Below are 12,875 nucleotides of genomic sequence, written 5' to 3'. Positions count from 1 at the left end.
GCCGCCGCACCACCGATCAGGTCCATCGAAACTTTTCGTACGGTTCTTTCAGTTCTGCTGAACGATCCGGCCCGCCGCCCGCTCCAGCGCCGTCAGCACCCGCGCCACCGCCGGCCCGCGCTCGGCGCCCTGCCGTACCGCCGCGACGACATGGCGGTGCGGCCGATCCTCCTCCAGTACGCGCATCTGCACGCCGTCGCGCGGCCGGTCGGAGGCCGAGACCATGCGGGGGATCAGAGCGACGCCCATGCCCGCCCGCACCATGGCCAGGATCGCGGTCCAGCCGGCGGCGCTGTGGGCCTGTTCGGGGACGAACCCGGCGGCCTCGCAGGCCGCGGTGGTGATCTCCGACCACGGGCCGGACCCGCCGAAGATCCAGGGCTCCCCGGAGAGGTCCGCCAGCCGCAGCGCGGGCGCCTCGGCCAGCGGATGGCCGGCTGGCAGGGCCACGTCCAGCGGGTCGGCCAGCAGCGGCAGCAGGGTGAAGCGGGGGTCGCGGGCCGTCGGGGCGTGCGCCGCCAGGGAGAGCGCCAGGTCCACCTCACCGGCCGACAGCAGCTCGTAGGCCTGGGCCGCCTCCGCCTCCCGTACGCGCACCTGGGGCCCGGGCCGGTCACCGGCGGCCAGGAGCTCCACGGCCGGTACGACGAGCGCGGGCACGGCGGTCGAGAAGGCGCCGACCCGCACCAGGCCCGCCTCGCCCCGCAGATAGCCGGTCAGTTCGGCGTCGGCCCGCTCCAGCTGGGCGAAGACCGCCTCGGCGTGGCGCAGTACGAGGTGCGCGGCGTCGGTGAGCCGGACGCGGCGGCCCTGCGCCTCCAGCAGCGGTACGCCGAGCTGCCTGGCGAGGTTGGTGAGCTGCTGCGAGACGGCCGACGGGGTCATGAGCAGGGCCTCGGCCGTGGCGGTGACCGTGCCCCGGTCGCGCAGGGTGCGCAGGATGCGGAGCTTCTTGACGTCCCACTCGGTCATGGCCGAAACCTACCCGGAGCCCGGACATGCCGGTGCGCCGCGCGGTACGTCGTACCGGCGGCGCACCCGGAGAAGGCTCCAGGGTCTTTCGTTCGGATCAGGCCTGATCCGAACGAGAGGCCCTATGCCTGCTTCTTGGACTTGTCGAGGACCATGACGAGTCCGGCGATGACCAGGAACAGGACGATCGGTGTCGCGACGTAGAGGCCGAGGGTCTCCAGCACGTTCAGACCCGGGCCCGGGTCGTCACCGTCGTCGCGGGTCAGCGCGAGCGCGGGGGACGACATGAGCAGCATCATCAGCGTCGTACCGGCCGCGACGGCGCCGGCGCGCATAGCGTTCTTCTTGTCCACGGTGCAAACGTAGCGAACGCCTACGAGGGGCGCGCGCCCGGGGGTGCCGTACGGGACTCCGCACCGTCCGGGCCCTCCGCCAGGACGGCCATGAGCCTGTGCAGCCGGGGTGAGGCGGTGATCTCCTCCAGCGTGACGGGGTGGCCCTCCGCATCGGCGATGGGCAGGCGCCAGTTGGGGTACTGGTCCCAGGTCCCGGGGAGGTTCTGCGGGCGGCGGTCGCCCACGGTGTCCGGGAGCCAGACCCCGGCCATCCGGGCGGGGGTGCGCCGCAGGAAGCGGTGGACGGCGCGGACGGCAGCCTCCTCGTCGCCGTCCCCCTCGGGCAGCAGCCGGAGCCGGGCCAGGAAGGCCAGCCACTCGGCGGTGTCGGCGGCGTCCTCGGCCAGTTCCTGCTCCAGGCCGCGGGTGAGCAGCCCGAGCCGGTGGCGGAGCGTCACATGCTCCCCCGTCAGCCGGGCGGCGGTGGACGGCAGGTCGTGGGTGGTCGCCGTGGCCACGCAGTCCTCGCGCCACTTCTCGGGGGCGAGCGGCCGCCCGGTGCCGCCCCAGTCGCGCTCGAACCAGAGCACGGAGGTGCCGAGCACCCCGCGCCGGGCGAGCGCCTCGCGCACACCGGGCTCGACGGTGCCGAGGTCCTCCCCTATGACGACGGCACCGGCCCGGTGCGCCTCCAGGACGAGGACGGCGAGCATCGCCTCGGCGTCCTGGCCGACGTACGCCCCCTCGGTGGGCGGGCGCCCCTCGGGCACCCACCAGAGCCGGAAGAGGCCCATGACGTGGTCGATGCGCAAGGCGCCCGCGTGGGCGAGGAGACCGCGCAGGAGGTGGCGGTAGGGGGCGTAACCGGAGGCCGCGAGGGCGTCGGGGCGCCAGGGGGGCAGTCCCCAGTCCTGGCCGTGGGCGTTGAAGGCGTCGGGGGGCGCGCCGACGGACATGCCGAGCGCGAAGGCGTCCTGCTGGGCCCAGGTGTCGGCGCCGTCGGGGTGGACGCCGACGGCCAGGTCGTGGACGATCCCGACGGCCATCCCGGACTCGCGTGCGGCGCTCTGCGCGGTGGCGAGCTGGGTGTCCGTGAGCCAGGCGAGCCGGCAGTGGAAGTCGACCCGGCCCAGCAGCTCGGTGCGGGCCCGGGTGCTCTGCGGGGAGCGGGGGGCCCGCAGCCCTTCGGGCCAGTCGCGCCACCGGGGGCCGTGCACCTCGGCCAGGGCGCACCACAGGGCGTGGTCCTCCAGGGCCTGTCCCTGTCCGGCGAGGAAGTCGCAGTAGGCGGCGCGGCGGCCGGGGGTCAGGGGGACCTCGTGGACGATCTCCAGGGCCTGCTTCTTGAGCGCCCAGACGGCGTCCCGGTCGATCAGCGCGCCCTTGTTCAGCACGGCCTCACGCAGGGCCTCGGCCTGCTGGCGCAGGTCGTCCAGGGCCGCCCTGCCGGGCTCGGCGACATGGCCGTACTCCGGGATCGACTCGATGTGCAGATGGACGGGGTCGGGGAAGCGGCGCGAGGAGGGGCGGTACGGGGACGGGTCGGTCGGGCTGCCCGGTACGGCGGCGTGCAGCGGGTTGACCTGGACGAACCCGCTCCCCAGGGTCCGTCCCGCCCAGGCGGCGAGGTCGGCCAGGTCGGAGAGGTCGCCCATGCCCCAGGAGCGGGCGGACAGCAGCGAGTAGAGCTGGACGAGGAAGCCGTGCGTGCGGGCGGGCGGCTGGGGTACGCGGTCCGGAGCGACGACGAGCGTGGCGGTCGCGTACCGGCGGTCCGGCGTACGGACGGTCAGCCGGTGGACCCCCAGGGGCGGTTCGGTCCACCAGGAGGGCGTCCGCGGGGTGTCCGGGGCGGGGGCGGGCGACGGGAGCACCCGCATGCGCAGGGGCGACGGCGCGGCGGTCCCCGGCTCGGGGTCGACCGTCAGGAGCGCACCGGCCGGCAGTGCGGTGAGCGCGGCCGGCAGCGGCTCTCCCGACCAGGCCACCACCGTCGGCGGGAGCAGTCGGGAGGCCGCCGCCGATTCGGCTGCGGCGAGTGATCTCCGTACCTCCGCGGGAGTGGCGGCGTCGACGCCCAGCGCGGCAAGCACGGCCGTGACCGTGTCGTCGGGGACGGACACCGTGACATCCGCGGACGGGGAGAAGGAGGTGGCGACGCCGTGCAGTGCGGCGAGCCGGGACAAGCCCATTCAGACTCCTGGGGACTCCATGCCCCCTGCGGTGCCGGGTGCTGTCGGCTCGCTGGTCAAAGGGGCGACGGCGGCGAGCGGTGGCTCGCTCGTGAGAGGTGTGGCGTCGGCGAGCGGGGGCTCGCTGGTGAGCGGGGCGCTGTCGGCGAACGCGGGCTCGCCGGTCAGGTGGGAGACATCGGCGAGCGGCAGCTCACTGATCATCGGAGGGGCGGTGAAGGTCGGGGATGTGTCGTGTGCCAGCGGATCGGGATCCATGGGGCTCGGTACCTGTTTGGAGAGGGCGGAGAGCAGAAGCTGCGCGGAAGCGGGCATGTTGGCCTCCTGGCCGTGGACAACAGGACACAGCAGGCCTACCCAGAGGGCGCGGGAGCAGGCGTGGACGTGACATAGGCGTTATGACAACGACCCCAACGTGCCGTGGGTCACACTTCGTTCCCCGGCTCGTCGGGTATGGACCGTTTTCGGCCACTCGGCGACTCTTCCCCCAACCCCCGGACGCCACACCGTGCGACACGGTCGGCATACCGGTGCAATACGGCCATGCGCGTTGACACCCCTTCTCCCGGGTGGTGGGCTCGGACGTCACTGCCGGGGCGGGACCGGGACACGGGACCGGGACGAGGACGAAGGAGCGCGGCGTGCGGTTCGGGCGCGGTAAGCATGCGGCGGCCGTGGCCGTCGCCGTGGTCGGCGGGCTGCTCGGCCCGTTCGCTCCGGCCGCCCTCGCGGCCCCCGTCTCCCCCTCCGGCCCCGCCGCGGCCACGCGGGACCGCACCGGTGACGCGCGGCTGCCCGCCGTCTGGCCGCGGCCGCAGTCCTTCAAGGCCTCCGGGCATGCCGTCGCCCTGGGGACCGAGGTCACCCTCCTCGCCGACGCGACAGCCGATCCGTACGCCGTGGACGCGCTCAGGGGGCTGCTGCGCGACGCCGGCGTACGGACGGTGCACGACGCCCTGCCCGGCAGGGGGCCGGTGATCCGGCTCGGCGGGACCGACGCGGGCCGGGCGCTGCGGGCCCTGCGCGCACCCGACCGCGCCGATCTGCCGTCCGGTGGCTACCGCCTCGGCGTGGGCAGGGCCGACGGCCGGCCCACGGTCGCCCTGGACGGCGTCGGCGAGGACGGCCTGTTCCACGGGGTCCAGACCCTGCGCGGGCTCGTGAAGGACGGCACCGTCGCCGGAGCCGTGGTCCGCGACTGGCCGGGTACCGCCGTGCGCGGGATGACCGAGGGCTTCTACGGGCAGCCGTGGACCCTCGACGAGCGGCTCGCCCAGCTCGGATTCATGGGACGTACGAAGCAGAACCGCTACCTCTACGCGGCCGGCGACGACCCCTACCGGCAGTCCCGCTGGCGCGAGGCGTACCCCGCCGACGAGCGCGCCGGCTTCCGCACACTGGCCGGAAAGGCACGGGCCGAGCACGTCACGCTCGGCTGGGCCGTCTCGCCCGGGCAGGCGATGTGCATGGCGTCCGACGAGGACGTGCGGGCGCTGAACCGGAAGATCGACGCGATGTGGGCGCTGGGGGTGCGGGCCTTCCAGCTGCAGTTCCAGAACGTCAGCTACAGCGAGTGGCACTGCGACCTGGACGCGGAGACGTTCGGCAGCGGGCCGGAGGCGGCGGCCAGGGCGCAGGCCCGGGTCGCGAGCGCGGTCGCCCGGCACCTCGCCGACCGGCACCCCGGCGCGGAGCCGCTGTCGGTGATGCCGACCGAGTTCTACCAGGACGGCGCGACCGACTACCGCACGGCGCTCGCCGCGGAGCTGGACGACCGGGTGCAGGTGGCCTGGACCGGGGTCGGGGTCGTGCCGAGGACGATCACCGGCCGCGAGCTGGCGGACGCCCGGGCGGTCTTCCGCCATCCCCTGGTCACCATGGACAACTACCCGGTCAACGACTACGCGCAGGACCGGATCTTCCTCGGCCCGTACACCGGCCGGGACCCGGCGGTGGCAGGCGGGTCCGCGGGACTGCTCGCCAACGCCATGGAGCAGCCCTCGGCGTCCCGTGTCCCGCTGTTCACGACGGCCGACTTCGCCTGGAACCCGAAGGGGTACCGGCCCCAGGAGTCGTGGGAGGCGGCCCTGGACGACCTGGCGGACGGGGACACCGCCGCCCGGTCCGCCCTGGGCGCGCTGGCCGGCAACAGCGCCGGCTCGGTGCTGGGGGGCGACGAGTCCGCGTACCTCCGGCCGCTGCTGGCCGCGTTCTGGGCCTCGCGCACGGCAGCCGACGGGGCGGGCCGTGCCAGGGCGGCGCACGAGCTGCGGTCCGCCTTCGGCGTGATGCGGCAGGCGCCGGAGCGGCTGGAGGCGCCCGTCGGCGGCCGGTTCCGGGACGAGGTGGCGCCGTGGACCGCGCAGCTGGCCCGGTACGGCAGGGCGGGTGAGCTCGCCGTCGATCTGCTGCTCGCGCAGGAGCGGGGCGACGGGGCGGCCGCCTGGCGGGCAGAGCTGGCGCTCGAACCCCTGCGCGAGGAGATCCGGAAGAGCACGGCGACGGTCGGCAAGGGCGTCCTGGACCCGTTCCTGGACCGGGTCGACCGGGAGGCGGACGCCTGGAACGGCACCGACCGCGACACGGGGACGGCAACCCGGGACGCCCACGGCTACACGGTCGGGCTCGGCCGCGCACGCCCGCTGGAGGCGGTCACCACGCTGGCCCGGCCGGGTGACGCGGCGGGGGACGCGGTCCTGGAGGCCCATGTCCCGGGCGTGGGCTGGCGCGGCCTCGGACCCCTGTCCGCGACGGGCTGGACGCAGACGGCGGCGAAGGGGCTTCGGGCGGACGCGCTGCGGGTCACCGTCCCGTCCGCGCGTCCCGTCCTCGTGGGCCCGCCGGCCCCCGGGGTCACGGATGTGCCGCCGCCCCGGGACTCCCCCGAGGTGCGGGCACTCGTCCCGTGGTTCGGTGACGAGCCTGCGGCCCGGCTCGACCTCGTCCACGACAGCACGGACGCCGTGATCGGCGGCGGTCCACAGCGTGTCCAGGCGCGGCTGTCCGGAGGGCGCCCCGGCGAGGTGAAGGGCGGGCTGAAGGCGAAGGCGCCCGAGGGCATCGAGGTGAAGGTGCCGAAGCGGACGACGGTGACGGGCGGCTCGCGCACCGATGTCCCCGTGGACATCACCGTGCCCGACGGCACCCCGGCCGGTGAGTACGAGGTGCCGCTGCGCTTCGAGGGCGAGGAGAGCACGCTGACCGTGCGGGCCTTCCCGCCGGCTTCGGGCCCCGATCTGGTGCGTACGGCGAAGGCGTCCTCGTCCGGTGACGAGACCCCGGACTTCCCCGCGGCGGCCGCCTCGGACGGCGACCCCGCGACCCGCTGGTCCTCACCCGTCGAGGACGACGCGTGGTGGCAGGCCGAGCTGGACCGGCCGGTCCGGCTGGGCCAGGTCGTGCTGCGCTGGCAGGACGCCCACGCCTCCCGCTACCGCGTGCGGGTCTCCTCGGACGGCAGCACCTGGCGTACGGCGGCGACCGTCCGGGACAGCCGGGGCGGGCGCGAGTCGGTCCGGATGGACGCCGGGGACACCCGCTTCATCAGGGTCCAGGGCGACGCCCGGGCCACCGAGTACGGCTACTCGCTCTGGTCGGTCGAGGCCTACGCCGTCACCGGGAAGGACCAGGACGCGCCCTGAGACACCGAAGGCCCGGTAGCTCAGGCGGAAACGCCGTCGATCCGGGCCATCACGTCGTCCGCGCCGAACGGCTGCAAATAGGGCAGCCAGCGCGGATCCCGGTGCCCCGTCCCGATGATCCGCCAGGCGAGACCGCTGGGCGGCGCCGGCGGGTGGTGCAGCCGCCAGCCCAGCTCGGGCAGATGGCGGTCCGCCTTGACGTGGTTGCAGCGGCGGCAGGCCGCCACCACGTTGTCCCAGGCGTGCTGTCCGCCGCGGCTGCGCGGGATGACGTGGTCGACGCTGGTCGCGGCGGCCCCGCAGTACATGCAGCGTCCGCCGTCCCTGGCGAACAGCGCCCGGCGGGTGAGCGGGACGGGCCCCCGGTAGGGCACCCGTACGAACCGCTTGAGGCGGACGACACTGGGCGCGGGCACGGCACGGGTGGCACTGTGCATGAAGGCGCCGGATTCCTCGAGGCAGATGGCCTTGTTCTCGAGGACGAGGACGAGTGCGCGGCGGAGCGGTACGACGCCGAGCGGCTCGTACGAAGCGTTGAGAACCAGGACGTGCGGCACGGTGGATGCCTCCTTGTACGCCGGCGACGCGTGGCTCGCGCCGGGACGATCCGATCTCAGTCTCTCCTCATGCCTGGTCCGAGCGCCACCACGTGCGGGTAACGGGCCGGAGGGATTTTTCTCACCGCCCGGCCCCGCGCACGGCCCGGACACACCGGAACAGGCACTTCAGCAGGGCGGCCGGCCCCGCTGTGGGGTCGGCCACACACGGGGTATCCCCGGGTGAGACGTGTCTCTCCCCCCTCGGCGGCAACGAACCACTCCCCCGGCTTCGTTACTGTGGTTGGTCTGCTGTCGCCCCATCTGGAGGTCCCCGCCGTGTCCCTGTCCGCCCTCCTGGCCGCGGCTCCGTCACCCGGGGCCGCAGGCTCGCTGGACGAAGCCGCCGAGCGGGCCGGGAACGCCGCAGGCTGGGTCGAGGAGAACTGGTCCACCTGGCTGAACACCGGTCTCCGTATCGTCCTCATCGCGGCCATCGCGATCGTGCTGCGCTACCTGATCCGGCGCGCCCTGACCAACCTCATCGACCGGATGAACCGCAGCGCCCAGGCGGTGGAGGGAACGGCGCTCGGCGGCCTGCTGGTCAACGCGGAACGCCGCCGCCAGCGCTCCGAGGCCATCGGTTCCGTGCTCCGCTCGGTGACGTCGTTCCTGATCCTCGGCACCGCGGCCCTGATGATCCTGGGCGCGTTCCAGATCAATCTGGCCCCGCTGCTGGCCTCCGCGGGGGTCGCCGGTGTGGCGCTGGGCTTCGGCGCGCGCAACCTCGTCACCGACTTCCTCTCCGGCGTCTTCATGATCCTGGAGGACCAGTACGGCGTCGGCGACCAGATCGACGCGGGTGTCGCCTCCGGCGAGGTCATCGAGGTCGGCCTGCGCGTCACGAAGCTGCGCGGTGACAACGGTGAGATCTGGTACGTCCGCAACGGCGAGGTGAAGCGGATCGGCAACCTCAGCCAGGGCTGGTCCACCGCCGGTGTCGACGTCACGGTCCGCCCGGTGGAGGACCTGGAGCTGGTCCGCAAGGCGATCGCCGGGGCGGGCGAGACCATGACCAAGGAAGAGCCCTGGTCGGAGCGGTTGTGGGGGCCGGTGGACGTCCTCGGCCTGGACGCGGTGCTGCTCGACTCGATGACGCTGCGGGTCACGGCCAAGACCATGCCCGGCAAGTCGCTTGCGGTCGAGCGCGAGCTGCGCTGGCGCATCAAGCTGGCGCTGGACGCCGCCGGCATCCGGATGATCGGCACCGTCCCCCTCCAGACGGACGGGGAGTCCGCCGCCGACCCGACGGCGGCCATGGCGGCCCCCTCGGCGTACGCGTCGGCGACGTCTCCGCAGTCACTGGCGGCGACCCCGATACCGCCGGCCAACCTCACGAAGTAACCGGCGAAGGACGGCCGGTGCGTACGGCGCCCCCGCAGGTAACGCTTTGGTTGCCTCGGGGGCGCTTCCCATTGACGCCCCGGTGACGCCGCCATACCTTCCTCTCACCGATAGGAAAGTTTCCTAACAGAGGCAGGCGCGTCGCTCATGGCCGGAACCACACCAGGCACCCCCAGCGTTCTGCGCGCCATGAACGACCGGGCCGCGCTCGACCTCCTGGTCACCCAGGGCCCCCTCACCCGTACGCGCATCGGCGAGCTGACCGGGCTCTCCAAGCCCACCGCCTCCCAGCTGCTGGCACGCCTGGAGGAAGCGGGCCTGGTCCGCTCGACGGGCAGCCAGAGCGGGCGCCCAGGGCCGAACGCCGTGCTGTACGAGATCAACCCGGCCTCCGCCCATGTCGCGGCGCTCTCCGTCGGGCCCACCGGGATCGACGCCGTGGTCGCCGACATCACCGGCACGGTGGTCGGCTCCTGCCGGGTGGAGGCCGACGCGGTCGCGGAGGACGTACGGCACCGCACCGCCCAGCTCGTCGCCGAGGCCGTGGACGGCGCCCTGCGTCCGACCGGCCTCGGCCATGACGACCTGGCCGCCGTGGTGGTGGGCACCCCGGGCGCGATCGACCCGCACACCGGGCAGCTGCGTTACGCGCCCCATCTGCCCGGCTGGCACTCCCGCACCCTGCTCGCCGACCTCGCCGAGGTGGTCGGCAGGCCGGTCGTCATAGAGAACGACGTGAACCTCGCCGCCGTCGCCGAGCAGTACGAGGGCGCCGCGCAGGACCACGACCACTTCGTGCTGGCCTGGCTCGACGAGGGCGTCGGCGCCGCGATCGTACTGAACGGCACCCTCCTGCGCGGCGCCACCGGTGGCGCCGGGGAGATCGGCTACATGCCGCTGCCCGGCGCCCCGCTGGCCCGGGGCGGCGCGGCCGACTGGGCGGGACCCGACGCGGGGGGCGGCTTCCAGAGCCAGGTCTCCTCCCCCGCCGTACGCGACCTGGCCGGGGGCAGGCCGCCGGCCGAAGCCCTCGCCGACGAGGCCGTGTGCGCCGAGGTCGCCCGCAGACTGGCCACCGGCCTCGCCTCGGTGGTCGCCGTGATCGATCCCGAACTGGTCGTCCTCTCCGGCCTCGTGGCCCAGGCCGGCGGGGAGGAGCTCCGCAGGCGGGTGGAGGCCGAGATGACCGGTCTGGCCCTGCCCAGACCCCTGCTCCGCATCAGCGACATCAAGGGTGACCCGATCCTGACGGGTGCGCTGCGGACCGCGCTCTCCCAGGCCCGCGACAGCGTCTTCGATACCGCCTGAACCACCCCGACGCCCTGCCGTGCCGCCCGTACCCGGTGGCCCGTACGGCACCCCCATGCCCGATGAGCCCCCGGCACCCCGGTTCCGGGCCGCACCCCCCACCGCCCGTCCCTTCTCCCTGCAGAGGAAGTCCGCCATGGCGCTACGGCGCATTCGTACCCGCGTGCCCCTGGCGCTCGGAGCAGCCGCGTTGCTGCTGTCCGGCTGCGCCAATCCGAGCACCGGCAGCAACACCGACGACCCCACGAAACCCGTCACGCTGAAGTTCTGGCACGGCTGGTCGGCGCCCGGCGAGGTCAAGGCGATCAACGAGAACATCGCCCGGTTCGAGAAGCTGCACCCGAACATCGACGTCGTCTCCACCGGCAATGTGAGCGACGAGACGATCAACCAGGCGCTGCGGTCCGGCGGCGGCGACGCCCCCGATGTCGTCACCTCGTTCACCACCAACAACGTCGGCCAGTACTGCTCCTCCGGCATGTGGGCGGATCTCGACCCGTTCTTCGAGAAGAGCGGGATCGACAAGACGAAGGTCTTCCCTAAGACCCTGCTGGACTACACGAGCTACGAGGGCGTGCAGTGCGCGAACCCCCTGCTCGCCGACGCCTTCGGCATGTACTACAACAAGGACGCCTTCGCGGAGGCCGGCATCGACCGCCCGCCGCACACCATGTCCGAGATGAAGGCCGACGCGGTCAAGCTGACGCGGAAGAAGAAGGACGGCTCGCTCGAACGCGTCGGCTTCATGCCGAACTTCCAGCTCTACCAGAACTCCCCCGACCGGATGTTCGCGCAGTGGGGCCCCGAGTGCTTCGACTCGGACGGCAAGGCGAAGCTCGCCGACGAGCCGAAGACCGAGCAGTTCTTCACCGCCATGCGCTCACTCTCCGACGCACAGGGCGGCTACCACGCCATGGAGCGGCTCCGGGCCACCTTCGGGGACGAGATGTCGTCCCAGAACGGCTTTTTGACCGGCAAGCTCGCCATGCACCTGGACGGTGAGTGGCGCGGGCTGATGCTCGACGAGGCCAAGGCCGACTTCGACTGGGGCGTCGCCCCGCTGCCGGTCCCCGACGACCAGGCCGACACCTACGGACGCGGCTATCTGACCGGCACCGTGGCCGGCATCGCGCACAGCAGCCGGCACCAGAACGCCGCGTGGGAGCTGGTGAAGTACCTGACGCTCGACACCGAGCCGGTCGTCCGCTTCGCCAACGCCATCCACAACGTGCCGTCCACCTTCGACGCGCTCAAGTCACCCGACCTGGCCGCCGATCCCGCCTTCCGCGCCTTCATCAAGATCGCGCAGAACCCGCACAGCCAGGCGGTTCCGCCCTCCAACAACGGCGGTCAGTACATCACTTCGCTCATCGACTTCTCGCAGTCCGTCGAAGCGGGCAGGACCAAGGACCTGCACGGGGCGCTGAAGAAACTCGACGAGCAGATCGACGCCGACAACCTCCAGTCGGAAAACTGAGGAGCCGAGTCATGGCACTGTCCCTCTCCACCTCGGCGAAGTCCGCCGGGCGGGCGACCGAACCGGCCCCCCGCAACTCCCCCCTGCGGCGCAAGCGGAACCGCGAGCGGCTGCGCACCCTGGGGTTCCTCTCGCCCTGGCTGGTCGGCTTCTCGGTCTTCTTCGGCTACCCGCTGATCGCGACCGTCTACTTCTCCTTCATGCACTACAACCAGATCAAGGCGCCCACCTTCGTGGGGCTGCGGAACTGGCGGTACGTGCTGGAGCAGATGCCGCTGTTCGGGCCGGCCCTGTGGAACACGCTGTGGCTGGTCGTCGTGATGGTCGCGCTGCGCGTGGTGTTCGGCCTCGGCATCGGCCTGCTGATCACCAAGATCAAGACGGGCGTCGGACTGTTCCGTACGGCCTTCTACATCCCGTACCTGGCCCCGCCGGTCGCGGCCACGGTCGCCTTCGTCTTCCTGCTCAACCCGTCGACCGGACCGGTCAACGAGATCCTCTCCTGGGTCGGTCTGCACGGCCCGAGCTGGTTCAACGACCCGAACTGGTCGAAGCCCTCGCTGGTGCTGCTCTCCCTGTGGGGCATCGGCGACCTGATGGTCATCTTCATGGCCTCGCTGCTGGACGTGCCGAAGGAGCAGTACGAGGCCGCCGACCTCGACGGCGCGGGCTCCTGGGCGAAGTTCCGCTACGTCACCTGGCCGGCCATCACCCCGATCGTGCTGTTCGCCGTCGTCACCGGCGTCGTGCAGACGATGCAGTACTACACGCAGGCCCTCGTCGCGGGGAAGCTCGCCTCCGGCGTCTCCATCGGCCCGGGCACGGTGATCCAGCCCGGCTATCCGGACCACTCCACCCTGACCGTGCCGCAGCTCGTGTACTCGATGGGCTTCCAGAACTTCAACACCGGCGCCGCGTGCGTCCTCTCGCTCGTGCTCTTCGCCATCGCCATGGCCGTCACCCTTCTGCTGATGCGCAAGAGCGTCGGCCTCATCCCGGCGGAGGACTGA

General features: G+C 72.8%; 10 protein-coding genes. 5 read left to right on the top strand and 5 right to left on the bottom strand.

Going from position 1 to position 12,875, the window contains the following annotated elements; genetic code table 11:
• Window positions 1–48: 48 nt before the first annotated feature.
• The 4 genes from ACIRD8_RS15260 to ACIRD8_RS15245 form a co-directional block, all read right to left on the bottom strand.
• Window positions 49–972 (bottom strand): LysR substrate-binding domain-containing protein, encoded by a 924-nt coding sequence (locus tag ACIRD8_RS15260; RefSeq protein ID WP_403990566.1) that lies wholly within the window; start codon window positions 970–972, stop codon window positions 49–51.
• A gap of 122 nt (window positions 973–1,094) precedes the next feature.
• A complete protein-coding gene (locus tag ACIRD8_RS15255) occupies window positions 1,095–1,307 on the bottom strand; it encodes a hypothetical protein (RefSeq protein ID WP_129266937.1) in 213 nt (70 codons plus the stop codon).
• 38 nt (window positions 1,308–1,345) lie between these two features.
• On the bottom strand, window positions 1,346–3,499 hold the full coding sequence (gene malQ, locus ACIRD8_RS15250; protein ID WP_403990563.1) for a 4-alpha-glucanotransferase: 2,154 nt from the start codon (window positions 3,497–3,499) through the stop codon (window positions 1,346–1,348).
• Window positions 3,500–3,814, bottom strand: a complete 315-nt coding sequence (locus tag ACIRD8_RS15245; RefSeq protein WP_403990560.1) for a hypothetical protein — start codon at window positions 3,812–3,814, stop codon at window positions 3,500–3,502.
• A gap of 326 nt (window positions 3,815–4,140) precedes the next feature.
• Between ACIRD8_RS15245 and ACIRD8_RS15240 the strand changes: the two genes are divergently transcribed.
• On the top strand, window positions 4,141–7,140 hold the full coding sequence (locus tag ACIRD8_RS15240) for a beta-N-acetylglucosaminidase domain-containing protein (RefSeq protein ID WP_403990557.1): 3,000 nt from the start codon (window positions 4,141–4,143) through the stop codon (window positions 7,138–7,140).
• A 20-nt stretch (window positions 7,141–7,160) separates the two neighbouring features.
• Here ACIRD8_RS15240 and ACIRD8_RS15235 read toward each other — a convergent pair whose 3' ends face one another.
• Window positions 7,161–7,697: an HNH endonuclease gene (locus ACIRD8_RS15235; RefSeq protein WP_403990554.1), complete on the bottom strand. Its 537-nt coding sequence runs from the start codon at window positions 7,695–7,697 to the stop codon at window positions 7,161–7,163.
• Between the two features lie 318 nt (window positions 7,698–8,015).
• Between ACIRD8_RS15235 and ACIRD8_RS15230 the strand changes: the two genes are divergently transcribed.
• From ACIRD8_RS15230 to ACIRD8_RS15215, 4 genes are all read left to right on the top strand, one after another.
• Window positions 8,016–9,080 (top strand): mechanosensitive ion channel family protein, encoded by a 1,065-nt coding sequence (locus ACIRD8_RS15230; RefSeq protein WP_403990551.1) that lies wholly within the window; start codon window positions 8,016–8,018, stop codon window positions 9,078–9,080.
• 147 nt (window positions 9,081–9,227) lie between these two features.
• Complete coding sequence (locus ACIRD8_RS15225; protein ID WP_403990548.1) at window positions 9,228–10,388, top strand: ROK family transcriptional regulator; 1,161 nt, start codon at window positions 9,228–9,230, stop codon at window positions 10,386–10,388.
• A 136-nt stretch (window positions 10,389–10,524) separates the two neighbouring features.
• Entirely contained in the window at window positions 10,525–11,865 is a 1,341-nt protein-coding gene (locus ACIRD8_RS15220) for an ABC transporter substrate-binding protein (RefSeq protein WP_403990545.1), read from the top strand.
• Between the two features lie 11 nt (window positions 11,866–11,876).
• Window positions 11,877–12,875 (top strand): carbohydrate ABC transporter permease, encoded by a 999-nt coding sequence (locus ACIRD8_RS15215; protein WP_403990542.1) that lies wholly within the window; start codon window positions 11,877–11,879, stop codon window positions 12,873–12,875.

The sequence above is a fragment of the Streptomyces sp. NPDC102451 genome, from assembly GCF_044765485.1.
Taxonomy (GTDB): domain Bacteria; phylum Actinomycetota; class Actinomycetes; order Streptomycetales; family Streptomycetaceae; genus Streptomyces.
This window is presented reverse-complemented; position numbering and strand designations above follow the sequence as displayed.